This is a genomic window from Oscillibacter sp. KLE 1745 (genome assembly GCF_000469445.2).
Classification (GTDB): domain Bacteria; phylum Bacillota; class Clostridia; order Oscillospirales; family Oscillospiraceae; genus Oscillibacter; species Oscillibacter welbionis.
Window position 1 is genome coordinate 5,969 of the sequence record NZ_KI271757.1, and the last position, 13,502, is coordinate 19,470.

General features: G+C 63.6%; 13 protein-coding genes and 1 pseudogene. All 14 read left to right on the forward strand.

The annotated features are described in order from the left end of the window. Positions 1-958 (forward strand): annotated as a pseudogene (locus HMPREF1546_RS18485) (DNA mismatch repair protein MutL); the annotation flags it as partial. A gap of 226 nt (positions 959-1,184) precedes the next feature. After that, the gene (locus HMPREF1546_RS14420; protein WP_021750627.1) at positions 1,185-1,379 is read left to right on the forward strand and encodes a DUF6440 family protein; all 195 of its coding nucleotides are present in this window, start codon (positions 1,185-1,187) and stop codon (positions 1,377-1,379) included. A 5-nt stretch (positions 1,380-1,384) separates the two neighbouring features. Beyond that, positions 1,385-1,978 carry an NAD(P)H-dependent oxidoreductase gene (locus HMPREF1546_RS14425; protein ID WP_021750626.1) on the forward strand — a complete coding sequence of 198 codons (594 nt, stop codon included), beginning with the start codon at positions 1,385-1,387 and terminating at the stop codon, positions 1,976-1,978. A 168-nt stretch (positions 1,979-2,146) separates the two neighbouring features. Beyond that, positions 2,147-3,091, forward strand: a complete 945-nt coding sequence (miaA, locus tag HMPREF1546_RS14430) for a tRNA (adenosine(37)-N6)-dimethylallyltransferase MiaA (RefSeq protein WP_021752061.1) — start codon at positions 2,147-2,149, stop codon at positions 3,089-3,091. Between the two features lie 62 nt (positions 3,092-3,153). After that, a complete protein-coding gene (gene hfq / locus HMPREF1546_RS14435) occupies positions 3,154-3,399 on the forward strand; it encodes an RNA chaperone Hfq (RefSeq protein WP_021751189.1) in 246 nt (81 codons plus the stop codon). A 64-nt stretch (positions 3,400-3,463) separates the two neighbouring features. Continuing rightward, positions 3,464-4,957 carry an HlyD family efflux transporter periplasmic adaptor subunit gene (locus HMPREF1546_RS14440; protein ID WP_021752062.1) on the forward strand — a complete coding sequence of 498 codons (1,494 nt, stop codon included), beginning with the start codon at positions 3,464-3,466 and terminating at the stop codon, positions 4,955-4,957. A 49-nt stretch (positions 4,958-5,006) separates the two neighbouring features. Continuing rightward, a complete protein-coding gene (locus HMPREF1546_RS14445; protein ID WP_036631279.1) occupies positions 5,007-5,699 on the forward strand; it encodes a YggS family pyridoxal phosphate-dependent enzyme in 693 nt (230 codons plus the stop codon). Between the two features lie 35 nt (positions 5,700-5,734). Then, positions 5,735-6,169: a cell division protein SepF gene (locus HMPREF1546_RS14450; RefSeq protein ID WP_021751192.1), complete on the forward strand. Its 435-nt coding sequence runs from the start codon at positions 5,735-5,737 to the stop codon at positions 6,167-6,169. 27 nt (positions 6,170-6,196) lie between these two features. Further along, positions 6,197-6,907: a DivIVA domain-containing protein gene (locus HMPREF1546_RS14455; protein WP_021751193.1), complete on the forward strand. Its 711-nt coding sequence runs from the start codon at positions 6,197-6,199 to the stop codon at positions 6,905-6,907. Between the two features lie 80 nt (positions 6,908-6,987). Continuing rightward, a complete protein-coding gene (locus tag HMPREF1546_RS14460) occupies positions 6,988-7,866 on the forward strand; it encodes an HAD family hydrolase (protein WP_021751194.1) in 879 nt (292 codons plus the stop codon). Positions 7,867-8,009: 143 nt separating this feature from the next. Further along, positions 8,010-8,699, forward strand: a complete 690-nt coding sequence (locus tag HMPREF1546_RS14465; RefSeq protein WP_021751195.1) for a helix-turn-helix domain-containing protein — start codon at positions 8,010-8,012, stop codon at positions 8,697-8,699. After that, on the forward strand, positions 8,696-10,129 hold the full coding sequence (locus HMPREF1546_RS14470; protein ID WP_021751196.1) for an MBOAT family protein: 1,434 nt from the start codon (positions 8,696-8,698) through the stop codon (positions 10,127-10,129). The genes HMPREF1546_RS14465 and HMPREF1546_RS14470 overlap by 4 nt, the downstream gene beginning before the upstream one ends. Positions 10,130-10,139: 10 nt before the next feature. Next, positions 10,140-11,225 carry a hypothetical protein gene (locus HMPREF1546_RS14475; protein WP_021751197.1) on the forward strand — a complete coding sequence of 362 codons (1,086 nt, stop codon included), beginning with the start codon at positions 10,140-10,142 and terminating at the stop codon, positions 11,223-11,225. A gap of 211 nt (positions 11,226-11,436) precedes the next feature. Next, a complete protein-coding gene (gene lepA, locus HMPREF1546_RS14480; RefSeq protein WP_036631281.1) occupies positions 11,437-13,242 on the forward strand; it encodes a translation elongation factor 4 in 1,806 nt (601 codons plus the stop codon). Positions 13,243-13,502 lie beyond the last annotated feature (260 nt).

A 13,502-nucleotide genomic window follows, 5' to 3' on the forward strand; every position in this document is an offset into this window, starting at 1 on the left:
GCCCGCCTGGAACACCGAGCTGCGGGCGCCCGCCCGGGTGGCGGACAGCGGGCAGACCTCTTTTTACCAGACCAAGCGCTCAGAGTCCGCGGCCCAGGGCGCTCTGGGAAGGGCGCCCGCCTCTGTGACGTCGCCGCCAGACACGCAGCAAAGCAGCCCGCCTGCACCCTCCTGCAACAAAGGTGCGCTGGGCAGACCGCCTGTCTCCGTGACCGCCCCACGGGCGGAGCGGACGGCTCCCTCCGCCCCCTGGACCTCTGCCCCAGTGTCCGTCCCTGCAGAAAAGACGACCGCGCCGGAATCTGCTCCCCGCCCCTTTGTGCCCGCCATCCCGCCGGAGCGGCTGAAGCTGACGGAGGATCTACCGGGCCAGACGACTGTTCTGGAGACGAAAGAGGCACCCTGGCGGATTGCCGGAGAGGTGCTGCGGACCTATATCATCTGCGAGAGCGAGGACGGCAGCGTCTGGCTCATCGACAAGCACGCCGCCCACGAGCGGATGAATTTTGACAAGCTGAAAAATGCTCAGGAGCCCCCCATGCGACAGACGCTGCTGGCCCCCATCGCGGCGGAGTTAAGCCGGGAGGACGGGGCGCTGCTGCTGGAGAACCTGCCCCTGCTGGAGCAGTTCGGTTTTGCCTGCGAGGACTTCGGGGCCGGCGCCCTGCTGGTGCGGGAGGTGCCGGCGGACATCGACGCCGCCGACACGGTGCCCACTCTGGAGGAGTTTGCCGAGCGCCTGCGGACCGGAAGATCCCCGGATGAAAAGCGGGAGGCGCTGCTGCATACCATGGCCTGCAAGGCGGCCATCAAGGGCGGCTGGGTCAGCGATCCGGCGGAGCTGCGGGTGCTGGTGGACCGGGTACAGAGCGGAGAGATCAAATACTGCCCCCACGGCCGCCCGGTGGCGGTGAAGCTGACGAAGTACGAGCTGGAGAAGATGTTCAAGCGGGCGTGAGACTTCGAAGGGGGACTGCGTCCCCCCTCACCAGTGACGTCGGTCACTGGTGTGTGCGCCCGAGGCGCACAGGTCAACGGATTTTCGGCAGGTACACGCCCTGCCGAAAATGATTGAGATTTCTTTGTTCGCCCGCGGCGAACGAACTGGGAAAAACCGCAGGGTTTTCCCCAGCCCTTTTTCCTGGCGGAGATGGGAGTGACGAATTTTTCAGGAGGTTTCCTATATGGCAAAAAAGGAAAAACGGTTTGTGCGGACCAGTGTGGAGAGCACCGGCTTTGAGGAAAACTCTGTCTGGGTGGACCGGGAGACCGGGGTCAACTACCTGTGGCATTCCACCGGCCATGCCGGCGGGATGACGCCCCTGCTGGACCGGGAGGGGAAGCCCATCATTACCACCCTTTTGGAGGAGAAGGAGTGATTTGCATGAAACTGCTGTTTGTCAACGGCTGCATCAGCCAGCGAGGGGAGGAATCCCGCACCCTGGTGCTGGCGAGAACGTTTTTGGACGCATGGCAGGCCAGGCATCCGGAGGCCGAGGTGGAGACTGTGGAACCAGAGGCCCTGCTGGCGCTGAAGCCCTTTGCGCCGGAGATGCTGAACGACCGGGACGCCCTGGCGGGGATCCGGTGCTTCGATGCGCCGGTGTATGATCTGGCCCGCCAGTTCCGGGCCGCGGACCGGGTGGTGGTGGCGGCACCCTTCTGGGACCTGACCTTCCCGGCGGCCCTGCGGACGTATATTGAGTACATCTCCGCCAATGGCCTGACCTATCACTACGAGGCCGACGGCTGCCACGGGGATTGCCGGGCAGAGAAGCTGGCTTATCTCACCTCCGGCGGGGATCTGGAGCAGCCCGAGAGTCTGGGTGTCCTGTACTGGAAGCAGCTGTGCGCCATGTTCGGCATCCCTGCGTTCAGCTATGTGTTTGCCGGCGGACTGGACCTGGATCCCGCCAAGACGGAGGAGATTTTGACGGAGGCCTGTGAGAAGGCCCGCAGGCTGGCGGAGGACTTCTGAAAAGGAGGCGGCTGCCGTAAGGGGGAGATTGCCGGCTGCGCTGGCACTGGTGCTTCTGCTGTCCGCTTGCGGAGGGCCCCCCTTTACATCCGGGAGCGGATCGTATACAGTGAGTATATCGATGCATCAGAAGCGGAACAGCCTTGACAGGCGAGAGGAGAGACGGCGATGGCTGAGAAGATCATCTGTGTGGTGGGGCCGACGGCCTGCGGCAAAACGAAGCTGGGTGTCCTGCTGGCAAAGCGGTATGACGGGGAAGTGGTTTCCGCCGACTCCATGCAGATTTACAAGGGCATGACCATCGGCACCGCCGCCCCCACCGCCGAGGAGATGGAGGGCGTGCCCCATCACATGATTGCCGTGGCAGACCCGGCGGAACAGTGGTCCGCCGCCCGGTACGCCCGGGCGGCCGTCCCCATCGTGGACGACATTCTGCGGCGGGGAAAGCGGCCCATCCTGGTGGGCGGCACCGGGCTGTGGCTGGATGCGGTGGTGCAGGGCCGGACCTTCGCCGGCGGCCACGCCGGCGGCGCTGTCCGCAGGGAGCTCCAGGCCCAGCTGGCCCGGGAGGGCATCGGCCCGCTTCTGGAGGAGCTGCGGCAGGTGGACCCGGAGGCGGCGGAACGCCTCCATCCGGCGGATGAGAAGCGCATCCTCCGGGCGCTGGAGGTCTACCGGGAGACGGGAAAGACCATCTCCGCCCACAACGCGGAGACAAGGGACCTGCCGCCCCGGTACGACGCCGTGTGGATCGGCCTCCAGTTCCGGGACCGGGCGGACATGAAGACCCTGATCGACCGCCGGGTGGACGCCATGGTGGCGGCGGGCCTGCTGGAGGAGGTGGGGCAGCTGCTGGAAAGCGGCCTGCCCCGGGAGGCCACGGCTCTCCAGGCCATCGGATACAAGGAGTTCCTGGGGGTTCTGGACGGCACCGCCACGGTGGAGGAGGCCGTGGCGGAGGTGAAGCTCCGCTCCCGGCAATACGCCAAGCGCCAGCTGACTTGGCTGCGGCGAAATCCGGACATTCACTGGATCTGGTGGGAAAAAGACCGGGATTTTGCCCGGGCCCTCCAGGTTTCGACGGAAATCCTGGCCGCCGCTGGCGTATTCTAGCGGTGAGCGGACGGGAGACAGGGAAATCGTCCGACTCATACAGAAAAAAGGAGCGGACATATATGCAGACAAAAGCGAATTTACAGGACCTGTTTCTCCTCCGGGCCAGACGGGACAAGCTGCCCGTCACCATGTTTCTGATGAACGGCTTCCAGATGCGGGGCACCATCGCGGGGTTTGACGCCTTTGTGGTGGTGCTGGACAGCGACGGCCGGCAGCAGATCATTTACAAACACGCGATCTCCACCATCGCGCCGGTGCGGCCGGTGGATCTGGAGGGTGAGGAACCGGCCGTCGCGGGCGCATGAGCGGCCTGCGGACCCGTTTTGAGGTCCGCCGCCTAAAGGGCGGCGCTTAGGCCGGGATCACGTTTTGCGGACCAAAACCTTGAGCACGGCGGGCAAAGCCCGCCGTGCCTGGGGAAATGAGAACTGGCGGGCAGAAAATCATTTCAAGCACACGACCTCCGCCATCGCGCAGGTGCGTCCGGCGGTGGAGCTGGAGGCTGCGGAGGCCTGCGCCTCCGCAGAGGGTCCCGCATGGGGCCGGGAAGGCTTCGCGGACAGAGACAAAGAGGTAACCATGAAAGAGAAAACCCTTGGCACAAAACTTTTGCTGGCAGCGGTCACGCTGGGCGTGCTGGCCTATTTCTCGATTCAGGCGGTGCGCTATTTCGGCGACCCGCTGACCACCACCATCGCCTACCAGTATCAGGTGGAGATGTCCACGGTGCTGTCCGGCTATGTGGTGCGGGACGAGGCGATCCTGACGGACGACACCAGCGGCCTGCTGCAGCTGCAGCGGGCGGAGGGCGAGCGGATCAGCGACGGCGGCGTGGTGGCGCTGGTCTACGCGGACCAGGCGACGCTGGACCGCCAGAAGGAGATCCAATCCCTCCATACCCAGATCGAACAGTTGCAGTACGCGGAGGAGGCGGCGCTGGGGGCGGAGGTCTCTCTGCGACTGGACGCCCAGATCCTCCAGACGATCCGCGACTACCGGGGCGCTCTGGCGGCGGACCGGCTGGACACGGCGGAGGACTGCGGAGCCGAGCTGCGGAGCCTGGTGATGAAGCGGGACTACACGTATTCCGACACGGAGGACCTGTCCGCCCAGATGGCGGAGCTCCAGAGCCAGTTGAGCAGCCTGCGGGCCCAGGCGGGAAGCTCTGTCCGGCAGATCACTGCGCCGCAGGCGGGGCTCTATTCCGCCGTGGTGGACGGATATGAGAACATTCTAACGCCGGAGAGCCTGGAGACGCTGACGCCCAGGACCCTGGCGGCCCTGGAGCCGGATGAGTCCCTGCGCTCCAACCGGGTGGGCAAACTGGTGCTGGGGGACACCTGGTACTATGTGACGGCCCTGGAGGAGAGCGAGGCCCAGACCCTGCAGGAGAGCGGGAGACTGAAGCTGCGCTTTGCCAAGGGCGTGGGCCGGGACTTGAGCGTGAAGCTGACCCATATCAGCGAGGCGGAAGGCGGCCGGGTGGTGGCGGTGTTCCAGGGGGACACCTATTTATCGGAGCTGACGCTGCTGCGCCAGCAGAGCGCCGAGGTCATCCGGCAGACCACCACGGGCATCCGGGTGCCCAAGGAGGCCCTACGGGTGCGGGAGCGAACGGTTACGGACGAGGACGGGAACGAGTCCGTGGTGAGCGAGACCGGCGTCTACTGCATGGTGGGCATGAAGGCCCGCTTCAAACCGGTGGACGTGCTGTACAGCGGAGATGACTTCGCCCTGGTGCGCTCCACGCTGGACACGGCAGAGGAGGTCAGCAAGACCCAGGAGCAGATTCGCCTCCGGGCGGGGGACGAGGTGATCATCACCGCCTATGACCTATATGATGGAAAGGTGATTGGCAGCTGACAGAGAGATGGCCGCAGGGCGGCCGCTGGAAAGGAGTATTGGAACGCTGATGACAATTGCGGAGAACATTGCCCGGATCCGGGCGAACATGGCCGCGGCGGCCCGGGAGGCCGGCCGGGACCCGAAGGAGATCCTGCTGGTGGGCGCCAGCAAGATGAACGATGCCGCCGCCTGCCGGGAGGCCGTGGCAGCCGGCATCGACGCCCTGGGGGAGAACCGGGTGCAGGAGATGGTACAGAAGCTGGAGCAGCACGCCTACGACGGCGCCCCCCTGCACTTCATCGGCCACCTGCAGCGCAACAAAGTCAAGCAGGTGGTGGGCCATGTGGCCCTGATCCAGTCCGTGGGCTCTCTGGAGCTGCTGGACGAGATCGAGAAAGTGGCGGCGGCCCGGGGGCTGGTGCAGGACATCCTGCTGGAGGTGAACATCGGCCGGGAGGCTGCCAAGAGCGGCTTTGCACCGGAGAAAGTCCTCCCCGCAGCGGAGGCCGCCCTGGAGCGGACCCATGTCCGGGTGCGGGGACTGATGACGATTCCCCCGGCAGACGCGCAGAGGGATGCCAATTTCCGGTATTTTCAGGAAGTTCAGGCACTTTATGTTGACATGAACCAAAAATTGTTTCATAATGAATTAGAATATCTGTCCATGGGCATGAGCGGCGACTATGAGGATGCGATCCGTGCCGGCGCCACCATGGTGCGGGTGGGCAGCGCCATCTTCGGCGCCCGCCATTACAACTGAAAAAGACCGGAGCGCGGCTCCGATGGGAGGCTATTATGAGCTTATTGGACGAACTGAAAAAGTGGACCCACCCCTACGAGGATGAGGACGAGGAGTATGATGACTTTGAGGAGCCGGTGCGGCAAAACGCCTTTGAGGACCGGAAGCTCAAGGTGGAGGACCGCCGCAACAAGGTGGTGAATATCCACGCCACCACCCAGCTGAAAGTGGTGCTGGTGAAGCCGGAGCGGTTCGAGAACGCCTCCGAGATCGCGGACCACCTGAAGGACAAGCGGACCGTGGTGCTGAACCTGGAGTCCACCAACAAGGATATCGCCCGGCGGCTGATCGACTTTCTGTCCGGCGTGGCCTATGCTGGCGAGGGCAAGATCAAGAAGGTGGCTGCCAATACATACATCATCACGCCCTATCATGTGGATATCGAGGGCGACCTGATCGACGAGCTGGAGAACAACGGCCTCTATTTCTGAGCGGACACGAGGGGGTAACATCGCACTATGCTGACACCACAGGAAGTTTCCACCCACGCCTTTTCCAAGGCAGTGATGGGCGGATATAACATGGCCATGGTCGATGAGTTTCTGGACGAGCTCACCGATGATTACACCGCGCTCTACAAGGAGAACGCGGCGCTGAAGGCCAAGCTGAAGGTCCTGGTGGAAAAGGTGGAGGACTACCGTGCCACCGAGGACTCCATGCGCGCCACCCTGCTGACCGCCCAGAAGATGGCGGACTCCATCGTCCACGAGGCAGAGGCCAAGCGGGACGAGATCCTGGCCCAAGCGGAGACCAGCGCCCGGGAGAAGATCGGCCAGCTGCGCCAGGAGGTGGAGGCCGCCGAGGAGCGGCTGCACCAGGGCCAGCGGGATCTGGCCCAGTTCATTGCCGCCAGCAGAGAGATCTGTGAGAAGGAGCTGAAATTCCTGGAGCAGTTGCCCGAGCTGCCGGTGGAGGCGGCGGAGCCGGTTTCCCAGCAGGAGCCGGAGGAGGCCGTCCAGCAGATCGAGGAAAAGGTGCTGGCCGCTTTCAGCGAGCAGAGCGTGGAGGAGGAAGCGGCCCCGGCGGAAGCGGAAGAGGCGTCTCCGGCGGCGGAGGACGACTATCCGGAGGGGGACCCCTTTGCGGCTGATCCTGTGGATGAGCCTACCCGCCGCATCAATCTCAACGATCTGAAGTTCGGCCGCAATTACTCCGGCGGCGATGACTGAACGATCAAAGCGGCTCGCAGGAGCCGCTTTTTTCTTTCCCGGTCCCGGCGCTCAACGTCTTTTGATTGGAGGAGTCAGCCATGAAGCAACAGCCCATCGTGGCCTTTCTGTACGACTTTGACAAGACCCTCTGCACCACCGATATGCAGGACTACGCCTTCATCCCCTCCCTGGGGATGACCCCCGCAGAGTTCTGGGCGGAGGCCAACGGCTTCGGCCGCAGGAACCGGATGGACGGCATCCTGGCCTATATGTACACCATGCTGCGGGAGGCGGCGCGGCGGAACCGTCCTTTCACCCGGACGGACTTGGTGGAGAAGGGGCGGAGCATCGTGCTGTTCCCCGGTGTGGAGGACTGGTTCCGGCGGATCAACGACTTCGGCGCCGGCCAGGGTGTCCAGGTGGAGCACTACATCATCTCTTCCGGCCTGCGGGAGATCATTGAAGGCTCGTCCATCAGCGGGGAATTCAAGGAGATCTATGCCAGCGAGTTTTACTACGATGAGAGCGGTGTGCCCGTGTGGCCCAAGCTGGCGGTGAACTTCACCGCCAAGACCCAGTTCGTCTACCGGATCAACAAGGGCGTGCTGGACGTGTCCAACGACCGGGATCTAAACGCCTCCATGCCTGACGACAGCAAGCGGGTGCCCTTCACCAGTATGATCTACATGGGGGACGGCCTTTCCGACGTGCCCTGCATGAAGATGATGCGGGCCTACGGCGGCCAGGCCATCGCTGTGTACCAGGCCAGCAACCGCGCCGGTGTGGAGGACCTGCTGGCAAAGGGCCGGGTGGATTATATCTTCCAGGCGGACTACCGGGCCGGGTCTGCCCTGGAGGCCACGGTGCAGGACATCATCCGCAAAATGGCGGTGACGGACCGCTTGTGGGAGGAGAATGCCCGCCAGGTGCGCAGCATCGGGGGAGACGTGCTGCTGGGGCAGGTGGGCCTGTTCTGAGCTGGACGGCAAGGAAACAGCGGGGGAAGGCGCCGCAGCGCCTTCCCCCGAAAAATGTCTGAATCCGTGGGATTTTTCTTTACAATCCGTATCGTATTTGTTAAACTATACGTTATGTATTTAACTCTGAAGGAGAGAGAACGATGGCTTCCACAACTGAATTTTCACGGACCCTGTCCCTGCTGCGGCAGGAGCGGGGCGTCTCCCAGCGAACTGCCGCAGGGGATCTGGGAATCTCCCAGGCCCTGTTGAGCCACTATGAAAACGGCATCCGGGAACCGGGCCTGGCCTTTGTGGTGAAGGCCTGTGATTACTACCACGTCTCCGCGGACTTCATCCTGGGCAGGACCCTGTCCCGGGAGGGGAACATGCTGACGGAGCAGGAGATCCTGAACGCTGCGGAACCGGGCAACATCCTCCAGGGCAGCGTGCTGGCCACGCTCCAGAGCAAGCTGCTCTCCGGCGCTGTGGGGGTGCTGTTCGGCCTGCTGGGCAAGCTGAACGACAAGGCGTCCATCAACGCCGCTGCCGGATATCTGGGCAGCGCGGTGTACCAGCTGTACCGCCATCTGTACCGCACCGCCGGCGCCAACGAGGCGTACTTCTCTCTGGACCCGGCCGCCTGCACCATGGGCACAGCGGAGGCGGACATGAAGCTCTCGGAGATCCAGTACACCCGGAGCCTGCGGTCCCTGGCGGCCAAAAAGGCGGCGTTCCCGGACCTGTCCAACGAGGCCCTGACCGCCGCATACCCCGGACGGTGTCAGAGCCTGACCCAGGTGCTGAGCACCGCGGATGCCCGTCTCAGCGGCCTGACGGAGAAGACCAGATGAGCTTTCAGTCTCTGGCCTTTTTCGGCTTTCTGGCCGCAGCGCTGGCGGTGTGCCTGACAGCGGGGCGGCGCAGCCCCCGAGCGGGTGCGGCGATGCTGGCGGCGGCCTCCGCGGTATTCTACCTTCTGGGCCCCGGAGGATGGACGGTGGTGCTGGGGGGCGTTGCCTGCCTGCTGGCGGGCATCTGCGTGACAGCATGGGCCATCCGCCGGATGGCCCGGTCCGGCGGCCGCCGCCGGACAATGGTTCTTGCCTGCGTCTATCACATCGCCATACTGGTGGGATTCAAGTATACGGAGTTCCTCACCGGCGGCGCGGTGGAGGTGGGCTGGGCTCCGCTGGGGCTGAGCTTTTTTACCTTCCAGCAGCTGTGGTTGCTGAAGGAGGTCTATACCGGGGAATATGTCCCCGCGCCGGGGGATTCCCTTCTGCTCTACGGGCTGTTTTTCCCCACCGTTACCTCCGGCCCCATTCTGCGGCCCGGAATCTTTTTCCCCCAGCTGCGGGAAAAGGGATTCCTCCATCCGGACTGGTCCGACGCCGCGGCGGGTATCTACGCCATCTGTTGTGGCACCATCAAAAAGGTGCTGCTGGCGGACGCCTTCGGCACTGTGGTGAACAACGGCTGGGTACATCTGGAAGAGCTCAGCGCTCCGGCGGCCTGGCTGGTGATTTTGGGGTATACGCTCCAGCTGTACTTTGACTTCTCCGGCTACTGCGACATCGCAGCCGGTGTGGCCCGGCTCTTCGGGCTCCGCCTGCCGATGAACTTTGACTCCCCGTATCGCAGCGCCTCTGTGACGGAATTCTGGAAGCGGTGGCACATCACGCTCACCACCTTCCTGCGGGAGTGCCTGTATTTCCCCCTGGGCGGCAGCCGCCGGGGCACGATCCGGACGTATTGCAATATTCTCATCGTCTTCCTGGTCAGCGGCTTCTGGCACGGGGCCGGGTGGACCTTCCTGGTGTGGGGCGCCCTCCACGGCCTGGCCCAGGTGGTGGAACGGGTTTGGGGCAGGGGCCGGGACCGGCTGCCCTTTGTCCTCCGGTGGGGGCTGACCTTTCTCTTTGTCAACATCGCCTGGGTGTTCTTCCGGGCACCGGACTGTGCCGGGGCCCTGGAGCTGCTGGGCCGGGCCGTCACCGGCGGCTTTGCAAAACCGGCGGCCTGGCTGCTGGAGGGCCTTTTCGCCGAGGAGACCAGCGCGGTGCAGATGCTGATTCCCGCCTTCACGCCCTGGAAAAACATCCTGCGGGTGGTGCTGCTGTATGGGGCGGGGATGGTCGCCGTCCTCTGGCCCCGGAACACCATCCGTCGGATGGAGGACTTCCGGCCTACGCTCTGGCGGGGCGCGGCCCTCACAGTGCTGACGCTTTGGTGTGTGCTGTCCTTTACCGGCGTCACCACCTTCATCTATTCCAACTTCTGAGGAGGGCCGTATGAAGCAAGCATATCGACGCTGGGTCTGCGGCCTTCTGGCGTGTATTCTGGCGCTGCTGGCGGTCTGCGGAGCCGTTGTGTACGTGGTGGATCCCTGCCTGTATTATCGGGTGCCGGACAAGTGGCAGCCGGTGCTGTTCAATGAGCGGTACCAGATGGCGGGCCTGGCGAAGAATGTGGAGGCGGACACCGTGCTGGTGGGCACCTCCATGGCGGCCAACTACCGCTCCAGCTGGATTCAGGAGACCTTCGGCACCTCCGCGGTGCGGCTCACCATCCCGGACGGGTATTACAGCGAGTTCGACCAGGTGATGAACGTCCTCTTTCGGACCCAGGAGCCGGAGCGGGTGATCTTCGGCCTGGATGTGAACACCCTGATCCGGGATGAGAGCGGTGTGACTGCGGCCATGCCGGACTATCTCTACAACGCCAATCCGCTGGATGACATCCAATATCTGCTGAACAAGGATACGCTGTATTACAGCGCCTACACCCTGCTCTCCAACCACTGGGGAGAGGGCGACACCATCGACGAGGGATTCACCTGGGACCGGAATGAGTGGTGGAACCATATCTCCGCCCTGGAGAACTATGACCGGCCGGAGATTGCGGCGGAGGAGCTGCCCGCAGATGCCTATCGGGACGATGTGGCCGCCAATCTGGCGGTGGCGGAACGGTGGGTCACAGAGCATTCGGACACGGAATTCGATTTCTTCCTGCCCCCGTACAGCATCCTCTTCTGGGACAAGGTCATTCGGGAGGGGAGGACGGAGGCGGTGTTTGCGGCCATCCGCCAGGCAGGGCAGACGCTGCTGCAGTATGACAATGTGAAGTTCTACGGCTATCTCATGGACCCGGAGATCGTCACGAATCTGGACAACTACTGCGACTATATCCACCACTCCGGCGGCGTCTGCCGGGAGATTCTCGCCATGCTTCAAAGGGAGGAGGGCCGCCTGACAGAGGAAAATCTGGAGGAGACCCTCGCCAACTGGCGGGAATTTGTGGTACACTATGACTATGACCAGTTCTGGGACGAGCGCTTCTGGATTCAGTGGAACGCAGAACATGCTGCGGCCCCATAAAGCGGCGGCCCGGGGAGGAACCCTGTGACAGGAGACTCCCAGGCGGAGCAGAGCCGCCCGGCGGCGAATGCCGCATCCGCTCCCTTGCGCCTCACCACCCCATAGAATCTCGGATTTTATGGGGCCCCCATTCCGATTGAAAGAACGGCGATGCGCGCCGGGCCCTTGATGCGGGCCTTGCGTGGACCGGCCGATGGAGGAATATCCGAATATGACAAAACAGAGCAACATCCGAAATTTCAGCATCATTGCCCATATCGACCACGGCAAGTCCACGCTGGCGGACCGGCTGCTGGAGAAGTGCAACGCCGTCTCCGCCCGGGAGATGGAGAGCCAGCTGCTAGACAACATGGACCTGGAGCGGGAGCGGGGCATCACCATCAAGGCCCGGGCCGTCCGGCTGACCTACCATGCCCAGGACGGGGAGGACTATGAACTGAATCTGATCGACACCCCGGGCCACGTGGACTTCAACTACGAGGTGTCCCGCTCTCTGGCCGCCTGCGAGGGCGCCGTGCTGGTGGTGGACTCCACCCAGGGCGTGGAGGCCCAGACCCTGGCCAACACATATCTGGCCATGGAGCACGACCTGGAGATTCTGCCTGTGTTCAACAAGATCGACCTGCCGGCGGCGGACCCCGCCAAGGCCAAGCAGGAGGTGGAGGACATCATCGGCCTGCCGGCCATGGACGCACCGGAGATCTCCGCCAAGATGGGCACCAACATTGAAGCGGTGTTAGAGGACATTGTAAAGAACGTGCCGCCCCCCAAGGGGGACCCGGACGCGCCCCTGAAGGCGCTGATCTTCGACAGTCAGTATGACTCGTATCGGGGCGTCATCGTCTACTTCCGGGTCATGGAGGGCACCCTCCGCACGGGCCAGCAGGTGAAGATGATGGCCTCCGGCGCCATTTATCAGGTCATCGAATGCGGCCATCTGCTGCCCCTGGGCATGGAGCCCTGCGACAGCCTCCGGGCCGGCGAGGTGGGCTACTTCACCGCCTCCATCAAGAACGTGAAGGACACCCGTGTGGGCGACACCGTCACAGATGCCGCCAGCCCCACGGCCGAGGCCCTGCCCGGCTACCGGCCCGTGCAGCCCATGGTCTACTGCGGTATCTACACGGAGGACGGCTCCAAGTATCCGGACTTGCGGGACGCGCTGGAAAAGCTCCAGCTGAACGACGCCTCGTTGAGCTTTGAGCCGGAGAGCTCCGTAGCTCTGGGCTTCGGCTTCCGGTGCGGCTTTTTGGGCATGCTCCACATGGAGGTGATCCAGGAGCGGCTGGAGCGGGAGTTCGACCTGGATCTGGTGACCACCCTGCCCTCCGTCATCTACCACGTGTACAAGACCGACGGTACCATGGTCACGGTGGACAATCCCCACAACTACCCGGACCCGGCGGTGATCGAGCACGCGGAGGAGCCCTATGTCAAGGTGAACATCATCGCTCCCAACGAGTTCGTGGGCAACATCATGCCCATGTGCCAGGACCGGCGGGGGGAGTTCAAGGACATGCAGTACCTGGACACCAATCTGGTGGAGCTCCACTACCAGATGCCGTTGAACGAGATCATCTACGACTTCTTCGATGCGCTGAAGGCCAACACCAAGGGCTACGCCTCTCTGGATTATGAGCTCTCCGGCTACCGGTCCAGCGAGCTGGTGAAGGTGGACATGAAACTCAACGGCGATACGGTGGATGCCCTGAGCTTCATCGCCCACAGAGACAAGGCGTATCCCCGGGCCCGCCGGCTGTGCGAGAAGCTGAAGGAGAACATCCCCCGGCAGCTGTTCGAGGTGCCGGTCCAGGCGGCCATTGGCGGCCGGGTCATCGCCCGGGAGACCGTCAAGGCCATGCGGAAGGATGTGCTGGCCAAGTGCTACGGCGGCGACATCAGCCGCAAGAAGAAGCTGCTGGAAAAGCAGAAGGAGGGCAAGAAAAAGATGCGCTCCCTGGGAAGCGTGCAGATCCCGACGGAGGCATTTCTCGCAGTGCTCAAGCTGGACGAGTAAGCCCGCCTTCCCGGGCCAGCGGCCCGGCGCCGCGGGAGCGGCGTCAAGCGGTTTCGGAAGGAAACCCTTGGAGCGGGCAGGCTCAGCCTGCCCGCTCTGATTGGATGAGGGGTCCCCGTAGAACCGGAGGTCCTGTGGGGTACGGCAAAGAGAAGATGTGCTCCCTGGGAAGTGTGCAGATCCCGACGGAGGCATTTCTGACAGTGCTCAAGCTGCGTCGTGCATGGAAGACCCGCCGCGGGCGATAGCCTGCGGCGGGG